This window comes from Streptomyces sp. NPDC086777 (assembly GCF_040702065.1).
GTDB lineage: Bacteria > Actinomycetota > Actinomycetes > Streptomycetales > Streptomycetaceae > Streptomyces.
The window spans coordinates 74,100-88,547 of the sequence record NZ_JBFBJI010000029.1 but is presented as its reverse complement, the minus strand read 5'-3'; the positions used below and the strand labels follow the sequence as shown (position 1 = coordinate 88,547).

The window sequence follows — 14,448 nt, the reverse complement described above, 5'->3', positions numbered from 1 at the left end:
CGGGCTCAGACCCTCGCGGCTGATTGCAAGCGGTCCCTCCGTACGGGGCGGCGCTGTCAGAATCGACGGGCAGCCAACTGCTCATCGGAGGCGGGGAGACGAGTGGACGGAGCATCGGTCCTCACAGCCGTCACGGGCGTGCTGGTTGCCGTGATCGCGGGCGGCGTGGCCCTCGTTCAGACACGGCGCACCAGGGAGTCGGAGAGGGAGAAGATCCCGCTCCAGCTTGCGGCCGATCTGACCCGCCGGGCACAGGAGCTGGAACAGGAGCAACAGGCCGCCGAACGCGAGCGTGGCCGCCTGGCCGAGGACGCGGAACGGGAGCGCGTCCGAGCCGCCGAAGAGGTCGCCGCCCGCCGTGCCACCGCGCTCGTCTCCTACTGCACACGTCTGGCGGGCGAGCTGTCCACGCTCCGCATCCTCGACATGTCCCGTCCGCTGCACCTCGACCACCTCTACGTCCAGGTGCGAGTCCAGGAGCAGCGGCCGCTCCGATTCGTGCGTGCGGAGGACGTGGACCAGGACCGCACGCAGGAGGCCGTCCGCGGCGACGAAAGAGCCGACTCGTCCGGTGCCGGGCACACGTACGCTCCCGTCGACGCCCTTCAGCGCTATCAGCGGATTGTCGTCGTGGGAGATCCGGGTGCCGGGAAGACGACGATGCTGCGCCATCTCGCGCTGCGCATGGCCCGGCGGACCCAGGACGAGGCCCTGCCCGAACTCCCCGCCTACGTTGAGTTGTTCCGTTTCGTGGAGAGTGGCCATGACGACCTGCTCGACTATCTCTCCCAGCACTGGGCGGACCAGTACGGCTTCACTGATGCCCGCGAGTATGTCGCGGAGAAACTCGCCGACGGCACGGCCGCTCTCCTCCTCGACGGTTTGGACGAAGTGCTGGGCGGCGAGAGCGCTGAGGCGGCGCTCGGGGCGTACCACAGGGTCACCGAAGAGATCACCCGCCTCGCAGCCCGGTACCCGCGAGCCCTGATCGCCACCACCTGCCGCCGGCACGGCTGGCAGGGAGGGCTGCCGCAGTTCCAGGTGCTGGAGGCGCTGGACTTCGAGTGGCCGCAGATCGAGACGTTCATTGCCAACTGGTTCGGCGACCGCGACCGGCGACGCGGCGGCCTGGTCCGTGCCCTGGCCGGGAACGCCCGGCTGCAGACCCTGGCGACGAACCCGCTGCTGCTCAGCCTGATCGCCATCGTCTACGAGCGGGATCTGGAGCTTCCCGAGCGACGGGCCGCGTTGTACCGGCGATGCGTGGAGGTGCTGCTGCGCGAGTGGGACGCGCATCGCAAGATCAGTCGCTACAGCCGCTTCACGACAGACCGCAAGCAGGATCTGCTCAAGGAACTCGCGTGCCACTACCACGAGCGGGGGATGCGCTACTTCCCCGAGGAGGATCTGCTCGACCGGATCGCAGCCTTTCTCCCGACGATCGATCTGCCGGCCACCGACGCACCTGCGATCCTCGACGAGATCGCCGCGCAGTACGGCCTTCTGAAAGCCCAGGCCCACGGCTGGTACGGCTTCCTGCATTTGACCCTGCAGGAGCACTTCACCGCCGCCGCACTGCTGGAACGGGGCGAGGAGGGGATCGGACGGGCCGTGGCAGCGCGGTACGACCAGTGGTGGGAGGAGGTCATCCTGCTGCTCGCGGGGTCGCTGGGGGATGCGACTTTGCTGTTGCTCGGAGTGCTCCAGCCGGAGGGGCGCGAGGCTGATTCCGGGCTGCTCCGGCTCCCGCACGACGACCTGTTCCACACGGATCTGCTGCTGGCGGCACGCTGTCTGGCGGGGAGTCCGCGGGTCGCCGATGTGGCGCTGCGGGAACAGATCGTGCGGACGGTCTGGGAGTTGCTCGAGACGTCGCCGTATCCGAGCGAGCGGCAGCAGGCGGCGGACGCCGTCGTCGGGTTCCTGGGCTCGGACCGGCAGCTGAACGAGGTCGTCGCCTACATCGGTGACGAGAGCAAGCGGCTCTGGTCACGGGTCGCGCTCGTCGACGCGCTGTCCGCGCACGGCGGACGGAACGTCGGGGAACGGCTCCTGGGCGTTCTCTCCCTCACTGCCAGCCGCGCGGCCGAGCTGCGTCGGCATCTGATCCAGGCGATGGGCACCCTGCGGGTGGAGGCCGCCGTTCCGAGGCTCTCCGCGGACCTGGCCCATGAGCTGGCGGACCGGCCGGCTCCGGGCCCCGACCATGCCGAGGCCATGGACATCGGGTCTCTGCTGAGGTCGCTCGGCGCCGCCGGTGCACCGGCCGACCTGCTGGTGCGCACTCTTGAGGACTGCGCGGAATGGACCTCCTACGAACCACTGGCGCAGGGTGTGCGTGACGCCCTCGTGGGGGTGCGGGACCCCGGCGTCGCGGACCGGCTGCTGGCACTGCTGCGGTTGGACAACGGCTGGTTCTTCGAGCGCGAGCACATGGCCGTCGCGTACCTGGAGGTCGCGGGTGCGCCGGGCGCGGAGGTGTTGCTCGACATCGTGCGGTACAGCCGGGCGACGGACTACCAGAAGCTTCCCCTGATGGCGGCCCTGAGCGGGTTCACCGCCGAGGGACACGGCTGGGGGTACCGTGACGCGCTGCTTGCGCTCGCTCACGACGGGACCCAGATCTGGCAGGTGCGCTGGCTTGCCCTGGAGTGTCTGGATCACAGCCCTGGACCGTTGACGGACATCCAGGACCTGCTCGACGGTACGGCACCCGAGGTGGCGGTGGCGGCGGCCGCCACCGCCGCTGCCTGGGGCACGCCGGTCGGACTCGGCGACATCCGCAACGCGATCCTGACGGATGTGGTCCCGCACAGCCTCGCCCATACGAGCGAGCTCCGGGGCCGGCGCGTCTGGCAGGGGAGAATCGCGACAAGGCTGGCCGAGGTCCTGGTTCCGTACGGGAACACCGACATCGTCCGGCGCTTCGTCGGGATGACGCGAGCGTTGCCCGCGGCGGCCTATGACGCCCGGTGCTGGCTGTACGCGCTTGCCCCGGATGCGGGGGTGGACGCCTTCCTGGAGGCCCTGGAGAGCGACAGCGGAACGTACGCGTCCGAATGTCCCGCGCGGATCCCCGCCTCACGTGTGTCCGTCGTTCTCCAGCGTTGCCTGCAAGTGCGGGAGGAATCCTCCGGGATGTCCCGCCAGCAACTCAGCCGGCTCCTGGATGCCGCGGGTGCCATTGCCGAGGACACCGAATCCATCGCGCTGCTGCTGCCTTTCCTGAGTCCGGGCGGGGACCCGGGCTCGGCGCTGTACAACCGCTTCCACCTGGTGCACGGCTTGGTACAGAGGGCCAGCCGCCGGGCCGGGATCCGCGTCCTGCCCGACCGGAGCCTCGTCCGGCTTCCTCGCCCTACGCCGGGTGGCCCACCAGCATCGTCGGCGCCCCCGCCACCCGGGTCAGGAACACGGTCGCCGCGTTCGGGCCCTGCGGCCTGACCTTTCTGCGCAGTTCCTCCGGTTCCACCGCCGAGCCGCGCTTCTTGACGGTCAGGTTCCCGACCGCACGCTCCCGCAGCAGGGCCTTCAGCCGCTTGACGTTGAAGGGGAGTTCGTCGGTGATCTCGTAGGCCGTGGCGTAGGCCGTGGCCCGGAGGTCGTCGGCCGTGACGTACGCGATCGTCGGGTCGATCAGGCCGCCGGCCAGTTCCTCGGCCGCCTCGGCGACCAGGTGGGCGCGGATGACGGCGCCGTCCGGCTCGTAGAGGTAGCGGCCGACCGGTCGGACGGCGGGGTCGGGCAGACCGCGGCCGAGCAGGGTGCGCGGGCCGGGGAGGAGGGTGGCGCGCACGGCCCCCGGGGCGCCGGTGCCGAACCAGAGGACGGCCTCCTTCACGTCGCCGCCGTCCGAGATCCACTCCGCCTCGGCCGCCGCCGGGACCGCCTCGTGCGGGATGCCGGGGGCGATCTTCAGCGCGGCCACCCTGGCCGTGGACGCGGTCGCCACCGCCCAGGACAGCGGCGGTGAGTAGGCCTCCGGGTCGAAGATGCGGCCGCGTCCGCCGCGCCGGGCCGGGTCGACGAAGACGGCGTCGTGGCCGGCCGTGTCGACCTCCTGGACGTCCGCCTCGCGGACCTCGATCAGGTCCGCGAGCCCGAGCGCCTCGGCGTTCGCGCGGGCGGTCGCCGCGGTCACCGGGTCCCGGTCCACGGCGAGGACGCGGATGCCGGCCCGCGCGAGCGCGATCGCGTCGCCCCCGATCCCGCAGCACAGGTCGGCCACCGAGGTGACCCCGAGCGCCTGCAGCCGCCGCGCCCGGTAGGCGGCGACAGTCGCCCGCGTCGACTGCTCGACGCCGTTCGGCGTGAAGAACATGCGGCCCGCGTCGGCCTCCCCGAACTTCGCCGCCGCCCGCTGCCGCAGCCGGGCCTGGGCCAGCGCCGCCGACACCAGCTCGGCAGGGTGCTCGCGGCGCAGCCGGGTGGCCACGGCCAGCTCGTCGGCGGGCGCGGTGCCGCGCACCTCGTCGAGGAGGGCGTGGCCCTCGGGGGTGAGGAGGGGGGAGAGGAGGTCGTTCACCGGGTCATTGTCGGCCAGTCGGTGGATGGTTCGCCTCCGGCCGAGGTGTCTGCCGGGGCTCCGGGGAGAGGGCTGGAAAGATCCGAGGCCATGCGAGCAATCGTACAAAATGACAAAAATAGGGTGGTTTCGGTCATGTCCGCCCTCGCCGCCGTAGCGGCCGTCGCCGTCGTCTCCGGCTGCGCCGGGCCAAAGGGCGAGGCCCCGGTCCGGCCCGCCGCGGGCCAGCAGGCCCACCGTGCGGCCGCCGCCCCCGACGACCATGCCGCCCTGGTCGCCGCCGCCCGGCGCTGGGGGCTGGACGCGGTCCCGCTGCGGCCACCGGCCCCGCCGAAGCGCAAGCCGACGATCACCGCTCGCGACGGCTTCGAGGTGGACGGTCAGGTCGAGGACGACCTGCCCCCCGTCTTCACCACGATCCCGACCAGGAAGAAGGTCGTCTTCCTCACCATCGACGACGGCTCCGAGAAGGACCCGGACTTCCTGCGGATGATGGGCGAACTGCGGATCCCGTACACCGCGTTCCTCAGCAACTACCTGGTCAAGGACGACTACGGCTACTTCCGCCGGATGCAGGCCGAGGGCCACACCCTCAACAACCACACCCTCACCCACCCCTACCTGCCCGGCCTGACCTACGACGAGCAGAAGCACGAGATCTGCGGCATGCAGGACATCATGAAGCGGCAGTTCGGCAAGGCGCCGACGGTCTTCCGGCCGCCCTACGGCAACTACAACGGCGACACCCTGCGCGCCGCCAAGTCCTGCGGCATCAGGTACGCGCCGATCTGGGACGAGGAGGTGTTCGTCGACCACTGGGAGTACCGCGAGTGGGACCGCTCGCTGCACCCCGGTGACATCGTGCTCACGCACTTCCGGGGCCGCGACGACTGGGACGGCACCATGGTCGACGACATGCGCCGCTTCCTGAACAAGGTCACCCGCGACGGCTACGCGGTGGCGCGCCTGGAGGACTACCTGTGAGCCGACCGAGGGCGACGGCCGCTGTCCTGGCCGCCGCCCTCCTCCTGTCCGCGTGCGCGATGTCCGCCTGTGCACCGTCCGTCGACCCCATCGAACGGCTCGGCCGGAAGGCGGCCGACCGGGTGCACCCGCACGGCCCGTCCGGCGAGCCCCCGTACCGCCGGTGGGGCCTGACCGAGCCCCTCGCCCCGGCGCCCCGCCCGCCGCTGCACCCGCTGACCCTCCGCACCGAACTCCCCCCGGTCGTCGACCACGTCCCCACCGCCGACCGGGTGGTCTTCCTGACCTACGACGACGGCGCCGAGAAGGACTCCCGCTTCGTCGACATGGTCCGTGAACTGCGGCTGCCGGTGAGCATGTTCCTCACGGACAGCGTGGTCGGCCCCGGCTACGGCCACTTCGCCCGCCTCCAGTCGGTCGGCGCGAGCGTCGAGAACCACACCCTCGACCACCCGGCCATGCCCGGCCTGCCGTACGCCGGCCAGCGCGCCGAGATCTGCGGCCAGCAGGAGAAGCTGAAGTCCCGCTTCGGCATCCGCCCCCGCCTCTTCCGCCCGCCCTACGGCACCTACGACGCCACCACCCTGCGCGCCGCGGACGACTGCGGGGTCGCCGCGGTGGTGCTGTGGCGGGCGGCGACGACCCCCGACGGCATCACCTACCGCACCGGCGACAGACAGCTCCGCCCCGGCGACATCATCCTGGTGGGCCCCGACGAGGCCCTGGGCCCCACCCTCAGGGACCGTACCGTCCGCCTCCTGCGCCGAGTCCAGGCAGCCGACCTGACGGTGGGCCGCCTGGAGGACTACCTGTAGCACCACAGCTCCCCCCCGGCCTGGCCTTCGCCGGCGGTGCTCAGCCCCGATCCGGCCCGTCCGGCGTTCGAGGACGAGGCCGAAGGCCGAAGGCCGAACGGAGGGTCTGGGGGCGCAGCCCCCAGGGACGGCCACGACAACCCCCGGCCACCGATTTTCGGCGCCGCGCCGCAGGCAATTGGCACTCCGCTTGACCGAGTGCTAATCGCGGTCATAGTCTCGGCTCTGGCACTCGGCAGATGAGAGTGCCAACAACGCGACGGGCAGGTCCGGCACCCGCGACGACGGATCGACCTGGTCGCCACCTCAGACAGTTAACCCCGTGAGATCTCCGAAGGGGGAGGTCGGATCGTGACGACCGCCAGCTCCAAGGTTGCCATCAAGCCGCTTGAGGACCGCATCGTGGTCCAGCCGCTCGACGCCGAGCAGACCACGGCCTCCGGCCTGGTCATCCCGGACACCGCGAAGGAGAAGCCCCAGGAGGGCGCCGTCCTCGCCGTGGGCCCGGGCCGTTTCGAGAACGGCGAGCGCCTGCCGCTCGACGTCAAGGTCGGCGACGTCGTGCTCTACAGCAAGTACGGCGGCACCGAGGTGAAGTACAACGGCGACGAGTACCTCGTCCTCTCGGCTCGCGACGTGCTCGCGATCATCGAGAAGTAAGCCTGCGACTCACACCTCAAGCACTCCGCTTGAAGCTGCGCCCCTGGCCCCCGCGATCCTCCGAGAAGCCGGGCGCCGGGGGCGCAGTCTTGTTCACCCCAGATTTCCGAGAGGGCATCCGCTGCCATGGCGAAGATCCTGAAGTTCGACGAGGACGCCCGTCGCGCCCTTGAGCGCGGCGTCAACAAGCTTGCCGACACGGTCAAGGTGACGATCGGCCCCAAGGGCCGCAACGTCGTCATCGACAAGAAGTTCGGCGCCCCCACCATCACCAACGACGGTGTCACGATCGCCCGCGAGGTCGAGATCGAGGACCCGTACGAGAACCTCGGCGCGCAGCTGGTGAAGGAGGTGGCGACCAAGACCAACGACATCGCGGGTGACGGTACGACCACCGCCACCGTGCTGGCCCAGGCGCTCGTCCGCGAGGGCCTGAAGAACGTCGCCGCCGGTGCCTCTCCGGCCGCCCTGAAGAAGGGCATCGACGCCGCGGTCGCCGCCGTCTCCGAGGACCTGCTCGCGTCGGCCCGCCCGATCGACGAGAAGTCCGACATCGCCGCCGTCGCCGCGCTGTCCGCGCAGGACCAGCAGGTCGGCGAGCTCATCGCCGAGGCGATGGACAAGGTCGGCAAGGACGGTGTCATCACCGTCGAGGAGTCCAACACCTTCGGTCTGGAGCTGGACTTCACCGAGGGCATGGCCTTCGACAAGGGCTACCTGTCGCCGTACTTCGTGACGGACCAGGAGCGCATGGAAGCCGTCCTGGAGGACCCCTACATCCTCATCAACCAGGGCAAGGTCTCCTCCATCGCGGACCTGCTGCCGCTGCTCGAGAAGATCATCCAGTCGAACGCCTCGAAGCCGCTGCTGATCATCGCCGAGGACGTCGACGGCGAGGCCCTGTCGACCCTGGTCGTCAACAAGATCCGCGGCACCTTCAACGCGGTCGCGGTCAAGGCCCCGGGCTTCGGCGACCGCCGCAAGGCGATGCTGGAGGACCTGGCGATCCTCACCGGCGCCACGGTCGTCTCCGAGGAGGTCGGCCTCAAGCTCGACCAGGTCGGCCTGGACGTGCTGGGCTCCGCCCGCCGCGTCACCGTCACCAAGGACGACACCACGGTCGTCGACGGCGCCGGTGACTCCGGTGCGGTCACCGGCCGTGTCGCCCAGATCAAGGCCGAGATCGAGAACACCGACTCCGACTGGGACCGCGAGAAGCTCCAGGAGCGCCTCGCGAAGCTGGCCGGCGGCGTGTGCGTGATCAAGGTCGGCGCCGCCACCGAGGTGGAGCTGAAGGAGAAGAAGCACCGTCTGGAGGACGCCATCTCCGCGACCCGCGCCGCGGTCGAGGAGGGCATCGTCTCCGGTGGTGGCTCCGCGCTCGTCCACGCCGCGAAGGTGCTGGAGGGCGGCCTGGGCAAGACCGGCGACGAGGCCACCGGTGTCGCCGTGGTCCGCCGCGCGGTCGTCGAGCCGCTGCGCTGGATCGCCGAGAACGCCGGCCTGGAGGGCTACGTCATCACCTCCAAGGTCGCCGAGCTGGAGAAGGGCCAGGGCTTCAACGCCGCCACCGGCGAGTACGGCGACCTGGTCAAGGCCGGCGTCATCGACCCGGTCAAGGTCACCCGCTCCGCCCTGGAGAACGCCGCCTCCATCGCCTCCCTGCTGCTGACGACCGAGACCCTGGTCGTCGAGAAGAAGGAAGAGGAAGAGGCCGCCGCCGCGGGCCACTCCCACGGCCACTCGCACTGAGGCACCGGCTCTCCGAGCTGAGGAAGCCCCCGTTCCCGGTCGTCCGCCGGGAACGGGGGCTTCGCCCCTCGCGGGTACCTCGATGGTCGGCCTAGTTCTCCAGCGCGTCCAGCGCACCCAGCTGCGCCAGCAGTCCCATCCGGTCGTACTGCAGCCAGCCCTCGGCCATCTTCCCGTCGGCGCCGAAGCGGTGGACGGTGGTCCCGGCCATGGTGACCTGCCGGCCGGTGTTCGCCACCCCCATGAACGCCGCCTTCTGCACGCCCGTCCACAGCCACCTGGTGCACACCCGGTCGCCCTGGGCGATCTGGTCCTCGACGAGGAACGTGAAGTCGAAGGCCCCCCGCCACATCTCCAGCTTGCGCCGCATCGCGTCCATGCCGATGGTGTCCTGCCCCTCGACCGGATCGTGGTCGTGGTAGTCCTCGGCGAGCAGGCCGTCCAGCGGAACCAGCGGGCCGGGCGCGGCGATCGTCTCGAAGAACCGCCGCGCGGTGCCGGCGAACAGCCCCTCGTCGCGCACCACGTCCAGATCGGTGAACGTCGGCGTCCCCTCGCACAGCGCCAGCAGCTCCTGGAAGACCCTGTCGGTCTCCGGGAGCCGTGAGTTGCGCATCGCCTCCTCGTACGACGGGAACTCCACGATCTCCACGACGCGCTCCGCGTCGGTGCGGTCCTTGCCGACCAGGGTGTGCGTCGCCGTCCGCTTCCCCTTGGTCTGCTCGACCCACCTGTCCATCAGCCGGTCCATCTCGTCGAACCGCCTGGTCCTGCACTCGATGAGCTGCACGAACGTCATGACACCGCCTCCGGCCCCCCTGCGGGCGCGACCGAACGACACCATCGTCTCACCGGCCCGGTTCCGGTGTGTCCCGGTATGTTCCGGCCGGCTCCCTACTGCGGCCCGTACTTGCGGCCCGTCTTCGAGCTGATGCCGCCCACCAGCCCGCGCGGCGCCAGCTTCGCCAGGCCCGTCAGCACCTTGTAGCGGGGATCCGGGATCGACAGCGTCTTCCCGCGCGCGAGGTCGGCCAGCGCCGCCGCGACCAGTTTGTCGGCGTCGAGCCACATCCAGCCCGGGATGTTGTCCGTGCCCATCCCGGCCCGCTGGTGGAACTCCGTACGCACGAACCCCGGTGCCAGTGCCATCAGCCGCACTCCGCTGCCCGCGAGGTCGCGCGCCGCGCCCTGGGTGAACTGCACGACCCACGCCTTGGAGGCGCCGTAGGTGCCGCGCGGCACGAACGCCGCCACCGACGCCACGTTGACCACTCCGCCGCGGCCGCGCTCGCGCATCGCCTCGGCCGCCGCCGAGGTCAGCCGCAGCACCGCCTCGCAGTGCACCTTGAGCATGCGCAGCTCGTCGGCCATCGAGACGTCCAGATAGCGGCCCTTGTTGCCGAAGCCGGCGTTGTTGACCAGCAGGTCGACCGGGTTCCTGCGGTCTCCGAGCCGGGCGGCGACCGACTCGATGCCGGAGTCCTCGGCGAGGTCGGCGGTGAGCACCTCCGCCTCGATGCCGTGCCGGTCGTGCAGCTCGGTCGCCTGCTCGCGCAGCCGCTTGGTGTCCCGCGCCACGAGGACGAGGTTGTGCCCGTCGGCAGCCAGCCGCCGCGCGAACGCGGCACCGATGCCCGCGGTCGATCCCGTAATCAGAGCCGTTGTCATGGCCCAAGGGTAGTTACCCGGACTGACGGCGTCCGCCGTGCGCACCGGCTCTCCCCGAGAGTGAAGCACCGGTGAGCGGCCCGCGCGTGACGGCCGTTCAGCCGCTCTGCGCCGCCACGTACTTCCGGGCCCGCGCCAGCGCCTCCGGGTGCAGGGCCGCGCCGGCCGCGAGCAGCCGGGGCAGCAGCTCCCGCTCGGTGGTGGTCGCGCGGAACTCCATCGCCGCCGTCACCCCGTGCTCCGGCAGGTGGATGATCTCGATGAGGTCGCCGGCCCGGATCTCGCCCGGTTCGATCACCCGGAGGTAGGCGCCGGTGGCACCCTTCCGCGTGAATCTCTTCACCCATCCCCGCTCGCCCAGATGGCCCTGGAAAGTACGGCACGGGATGCGCCCGGAGGTGACCTCCAGTACGACCTCGGGACCGACCCGCCAGCGCTCGCCGATCAGCGCCCCCGACACGTTCAGCCCGTTTGTCGTGAGGTTCTCACCGAAACAGCCGTTCGGCAGCGGGCGGCCGAGCTCCTTCGCCCAGTCGTCGAGGTCCTCGCGCGCGTACGCGTACACGGCCTGGTCGTCGCCGCCGTGGTGGCGCAGCTCGCAGACAGCGTCCCCGGCGAGGCCGCTGCCCGCGGCCCCCTTCGGCCCCGGCGCCGCCACCCGCACCGGCCCGGCAACCGGCCGCTTGTCGATACCGGTCACGCCGTCCACCTGGTCCGTGTGCGGCGACGGCGTCGGACGGCCGAGGTTCACCGAGAGAAGCTCCATGCCACGACGGTACGGGACCGCCCCCCAAAGCGTCGACGCGTTTTCGGGTGCGATGTCCAAGCCGGTCTTATACTCAAGGGGTGATAGAAGCACGTCATCTCCGCGTCCTGCGGGCCGTCGCCACCACCGGGTCCTTCTCGGCGGCGGGGCGCGAACTGGGCTGCACCCAGCCCGCCGTCAGCCAGCAGATGAAGGCCCTGGAGACCTCCGTGGGCACCCCGCTGCTGGTCCGCAACGGCCGCGAGATGCGCCTGACCCAGGCCGGCGAGGCCCTGGTCCGGCACGCCTCCGGGATCCTCGCCGGGCTCACCGCCGCCGAGGAGGAGGTCGCCGCGATCGCCGGGCTGCGCGCGGGCCGGGTCCGCCTGGTCTCCTTCCCGAGCGGCAGCTCCACCCTGGTCCCGACGGCCCTCGCCGCCCTGCGCGCCGCCCACCCCGGCACCCGGGTCTCCCTGGAGGAGGCCGAGCCGCCGCAGTCCGTGGAGCTGCTGCGCGCGGGGGACTGCGACATCGCGCTGGCCTTCCGCTACGAGGGCGCGGCGGACGCCGAGGAGTGGGACGACCTGGTGGTGCGGCCGCTGCTCACCGACCGGCTGGTCGGCCTGGTGCCGGAGCGGCACCGGCTGGCCCGCGCGGAGTCGGTGGCCCTCGGGGAACTCGCCGAGGAGCCCTGGATCGCGGGCTGCCCGCGCTGCCGGGGACAGCTCGTCCAGGCGTGCGAGAGCGCGGGCTTCACGCCCCGCATCGACTTCGCCACCGACGACTACCCGGCCGTGGTCGGCCTGGTCGGCGCGGGGCTGGGCGTGGCCGTGCTGCCGCGGCTGGCGGTCGAGTCGGTACGGCCGAGAGGCGTGCGCACGGTGGTCCTCGAACCGGCGGTACGGCGGGAGATCGTCGCCCTGACCCTGCCCGACCTGGCACAGGTGCCGGCGGTGGCGGCGACGCTCGATCAGCTGGGCCGGGCGGCCCGGCGGGCGTGACGCAAAGGCGCCGGGCACGCGCGCGTGCCCGATCGTCGGTAGATCGTCAGCGGATTGTCAACAGATTGAAGAAACGTTCTTTCATGTGTCGGAGGCGGAGTCGCCGCTGGTCGTCGACGCCGACACCAGCCTGTTGCGCGCCCGCCCCATGAGCTCTTCGCGCTCGTCCTCGGTCAGGCCGCCCCACACGCCGTACGGTTCACGGACCGCCAGCGCGTGCGCCGCGCACTCCGCGCGGACCGGGCACCTCATGCAGACCTCCTTGGCCGAGTTCTCACGGGCACTCCGAGCCGCCCCGCGCTCGCCCTCGGGATGGAAGAAGAGCGAGCTGTCGACCCCACGGCAGGCAGCGAGGAGCTGCCAGTCCCACAGGTCCGCGTTCGGTCCGGGAAGGCGGGAGAAATCTGCCATTACGTGACCCCTTGTAGCCGTTCTGCGCGGATACGGTGCCAACGACCGTACATCTCCGGTCTAGAGAGATGAAAATATGACTCATTGGCAATCTAGCCCCAGACACTGTTAAACGGGAAGAAAAAGGTCTAAATGGGGCATTGGTTGTGGTGAAAAGTTGAGGGTCTGACGTCCATGTCTGCACCGTGTCCGTCCCCTCACGTAGAGTGCCGAAGACGGCATGCAGCCCCGTAACTCTTTCGAGTGACCGTCGTTGAGAGTGCGGTGGCGGTTGAAGCAACAAGCGCTCGGGCAGGCGTCCGAGACGTTCGACCGCACAGGTGACGATTCCGTACCAGCCTGGAGGCTCAAGGTGACGCGCATCAGCTGCGGAGGGCGGTCATGACATCCGTCCTCGTCTGCGACGACTCCCCGCTTGCCCGAGAGGCGCTGCGCCGCGCGGTGGCGACCGTGCCCGGCGTCGAGCGTGTGACGACGGCGGCCAACGGCGAGGAAGTCCTCCGCCGCTGGGGCGCCGACCGATCCGACCTGATCCTGATGGACGTGCGCATGCCGGGACTGGGGGGCGTCGAGACCGTGCGTCGGCTGCTGTCCGCCGACCCCGGCGCGCGCATCATCATGCTCACGGTCGCCGAGGACCTGGACGGTGTGGCCCTGGCCGTCGCCGCCGGTGCCCGGGGCTACCTGCACAAGGACGCCTCGCGCGCCGAACTGCGGGCCACCGTGACCCAGGCCCTCGCCGACCCGACCTGGCGGCTGGCCCCGCGCCGTCTCCGCTCGGCCGAGATGGGCGCCGCGCCCACCCTCACCGCGCGCGAGATCCAGGTCCTGGAGGGCATGAGCCACGGCCGCTCCAACGCCGAGATCGGCCGCGAGCTGTTCCTCTCCGAGGACACCGTGAAGACCCACGCCCGGCGCCTGTTCAAGAAGCTCGGAGCCTCCGACCGCGCCCACGCGGTGGCCCTCGGCTTCCGCTGGGGACTGGTTCGCTAGCACGGCGGTGAGCCGCACCGCAGCGGGGAAGCGGACCGACCGGACGCCCCCGCCTACCCGATGGTGGGCGGGGTCCACAAGGCGGAGCGCCGAAGGCGCGCTGCTCGTTTCGGCGCGGATGCCGCATCCTTGAGGTGTGGAGTCTCTCGGGGACGAGTCGTTCGAGCGGAAGGGGAGGGCGCAGGAGATGAGTTCCGGCGCACCTGCTCATAACGCTTCGGTGCACAACGACGGACGCGATGCCACGCCGCCGACGGCAGCAGGGCACCATGGACCGATGCGCGAGGACGAGGCGGTCACTGCCGTAGGGGCGATCGGTGCTCTCGTCCATCGCGCCGTAGACGGGGACGAGCAGGCCACGCACGACCTGCTCGCCCATGTCCACCCCCTCGCACTGCGCTACTGCCGCACCCGCCTGTCCCGCCTCCCGGGCGACGCCCGCCACTTCGTGGAGGACCTCGCCCAGGAAGTCTGCGTGGCGGTCCTGCTCGCCCTGCCCCGGTACCGCGACACCGGCCGCCCCTTCGAGGCCTTCGTCTTCGCGATCGCCTCCCACAAGGTCGCCGACCTGCAGCGCGCCGCGATGCGCCACCCGGGCTCCACGGCCGTCCCCTCGGACGAGATGCCGGAACGCCCCGACGACTCCCTCGGCCCCGAGGAGCGCGCGCTGCTCAGCAGCGACGCCGAGTGGGCCAAGAAACTCCTGGCCAACCTCCCGGAGAACCAGCGCGAGCTGCTGCTGCTCCGCATCGCCGTGGGTCTCACGGCCGAGGAGACCGGCCAGATGTTGGGAATGTCACCGGGTGCGGTACGGGTCGCCCAGCACCGGGCCCTGAGCCGGTTGCGAGCGCTGGCCGAGCAGTAGGCGGCGGGTTCCGCCCCTCCGCGGCCGAC

Annotated in this window: 13 protein-coding genes; 8 read left to right on the top strand and 5 right to left on the bottom strand. The window is 71.0% G+C overall.

Annotated elements, in window-relative coordinates:
• Positions 1–102: 102 nt before the first annotated feature.
• Positions 103–3,444 carry an NACHT domain-containing protein gene (locus AB0472_RS33070; protein ID WP_366361919.1) on the top strand — a complete coding sequence of 1,114 codons (3,342 nt, stop codon included), beginning with the start codon at positions 103–105 and terminating at the stop codon, positions 3,442–3,444.
• On the opposite strand, the gene AB0472_RS33065 is transcribed toward AB0472_RS33070, so the two are convergent.
• The gene (locus AB0472_RS33065) at positions 3,359–4,525 is read right to left on the bottom strand and encodes a class I SAM-dependent methyltransferase (RefSeq protein ID WP_366361918.1); all 1,167 of its coding nucleotides are present in this window, start codon (positions 4,523–4,525) and stop codon (positions 3,359–3,361) included. The two genes, AB0472_RS33070 and AB0472_RS33065, sit on opposite strands and share 86 nt — an antisense overlap.
• Before the next feature lie 90 nt (positions 4,526–4,615).
• Between AB0472_RS33065 and AB0472_RS33060 the strand changes: the two genes are divergently transcribed.
• The 4 genes from AB0472_RS33060 to groL all read left to right on the top strand — a co-directional run bounded on the left by AB0472_RS33060 (position 4,616) and on the right by groL (position 8,736).
• Positions 4,616–5,509 carry a polysaccharide deacetylase family protein gene (locus AB0472_RS33060; RefSeq protein ID WP_366361917.1) on the top strand — a complete coding sequence of 298 codons (894 nt, stop codon included), beginning with the start codon at positions 4,616–4,618 and terminating at the stop codon, positions 5,507–5,509.
• A 59-nt stretch (positions 5,510–5,568) separates the two neighbouring features.
• Positions 5,569–6,324, top strand: a complete 756-nt coding sequence (locus AB0472_RS33055; protein ID WP_366361963.1) for a polysaccharide deacetylase family protein — start codon at positions 5,569–5,571, stop codon at positions 6,322–6,324.
• A gap of 351 nt (positions 6,325–6,675) precedes the next feature.
• The gene (groES, locus tag AB0472_RS33050; RefSeq protein ID WP_004955293.1) at positions 6,676–6,984 is read left to right on the top strand and encodes a co-chaperone GroES; all 309 of its coding nucleotides are present in this window, start codon (positions 6,676–6,678) and stop codon (positions 6,982–6,984) included.
• A 126-nt stretch (positions 6,985–7,110) separates the two neighbouring features.
• A complete protein-coding gene (gene groL / locus AB0472_RS33045) occupies positions 7,111–8,736 on the top strand; it encodes a chaperonin GroEL (protein ID WP_366361916.1) in 1,626 nt (541 codons plus the stop codon).
• A gap of 91 nt (positions 8,737–8,827) precedes the next feature.
• Here the strand turns inward: groL and AB0472_RS33040 are convergent, their stop codons facing one another.
• The 3 genes from AB0472_RS33040 to AB0472_RS33030 all read right to left on the bottom strand — a co-directional run bounded on the left by AB0472_RS33040 (position 8,828) and on the right by AB0472_RS33030 (position 11,170).
• A complete protein-coding gene (locus tag AB0472_RS33040; protein WP_366361915.1) occupies positions 8,828–9,535 on the bottom strand; it encodes an ester cyclase in 708 nt (235 codons plus the stop codon).
• A 95-nt stretch (positions 9,536–9,630) separates the two neighbouring features.
• Complete coding sequence (locus AB0472_RS33035) at positions 9,631–10,404, bottom strand: SDR family oxidoreductase (RefSeq protein WP_366361913.1); 774 nt, start codon at positions 10,402–10,404, stop codon at positions 9,631–9,633.
• A gap of 97 nt (positions 10,405–10,501) precedes the next feature.
• Positions 10,502–11,170 carry an MOSC domain-containing protein gene (locus AB0472_RS33030; protein WP_366361911.1) on the bottom strand — a complete coding sequence of 223 codons (669 nt, stop codon included), beginning with the start codon at positions 11,168–11,170 and terminating at the stop codon, positions 10,502–10,504.
• Between the two features lie 80 nt (positions 11,171–11,250).
• Between AB0472_RS33030 and AB0472_RS33025 the strand changes: the two genes are divergently transcribed.
• A complete protein-coding gene (locus AB0472_RS33025; RefSeq protein WP_366361909.1) occupies positions 11,251–12,150 on the top strand; it encodes a LysR family transcriptional regulator in 900 nt (299 codons plus the stop codon).
• 81 nt (positions 12,151–12,231) lie between these two features.
• Here AB0472_RS33025 and AB0472_RS33020 read toward each other — a convergent pair whose 3' ends face one another.
• Positions 12,232–12,561 (bottom strand): WhiB family transcriptional regulator, encoded by a 330-nt coding sequence (locus AB0472_RS33020; RefSeq protein ID WP_046733109.1) that lies wholly within the window; start codon positions 12,559–12,561, stop codon positions 12,232–12,234.
• Between the two features lie 381 nt (positions 12,562–12,942).
• Here AB0472_RS33020 and AB0472_RS33015 point away from each other — a divergent pair, with 381 nt between their 5' ends.
• The gene (locus AB0472_RS33015; protein ID WP_003948568.1) at positions 12,943–13,554 is read left to right on the top strand and encodes a response regulator transcription factor; all 612 of its coding nucleotides are present in this window, start codon (positions 12,943–12,945) and stop codon (positions 13,552–13,554) included.
• 277 nt (positions 13,555–13,831) lie between these two features.
• Entirely contained in the window at positions 13,832–14,419 is a 588-nt protein-coding gene (locus AB0472_RS33010; RefSeq protein ID WP_366361907.1) for a sigma-70 family RNA polymerase sigma factor, read from the top strand.
• Positions 14,420–14,448: the final 29 nt, after the last annotated feature.

Coding starts and splice junctions, on each gene's coding strand:
- AB0472_RS33035 (WP_366361913.1), bottom strand. CDS start 10,404: ATGACAACGGCTCTGATTACGGGATCGACCGCGGGCATCGGTGCCGCG.
- AB0472_RS33015 (WP_003948568.1), top strand. CDS start 12,943: ATGACATCCGTCCTCGTCTGCGACGACTCCCCGCTTGCCCGAGAGGCG.
- groL (WP_366361916.1), top strand. CDS start 7,111: ATGGCGAAGATCCTGAAGTTCGACGAGGACGCCCGTCGCGCCCTTGAG.
- AB0472_RS33020 (WP_046733109.1), bottom strand. CDS start 12,561: ATGGCAGATTTCTCCCGCCTTCCCGGACCGAACGCGGACCTGTGGGAC.
- AB0472_RS33055 (WP_366361963.1), top strand. CDS start 5,569: ATGTCCGCCTGTGCACCGTCCGTCGACCCCATCGAACGGCTCGGCCGG.
- AB0472_RS33060 (WP_366361917.1), top strand. CDS start 4,616: ATGCGAGCAATCGTACAAAATGACAAAAATAGGGTGGTTTCGGTCATG.
- AB0472_RS33010 (WP_366361907.1), top strand. CDS start 13,832: ATGCGCGAGGACGAGGCGGTCACTGCCGTAGGGGCGATCGGTGCTCTC.
- AB0472_RS33040 (WP_366361915.1), bottom strand. CDS start 9,535: ATGACGTTCGTGCAGCTCATCGAGTGCAGGACCAGGCGGTTCGACGAG.
- AB0472_RS33030 (WP_366361911.1), bottom strand. CDS start 11,170: ATGGAGCTTCTCTCGGTGAACCTCGGCCGTCCGACGCCGTCGCCGCAC.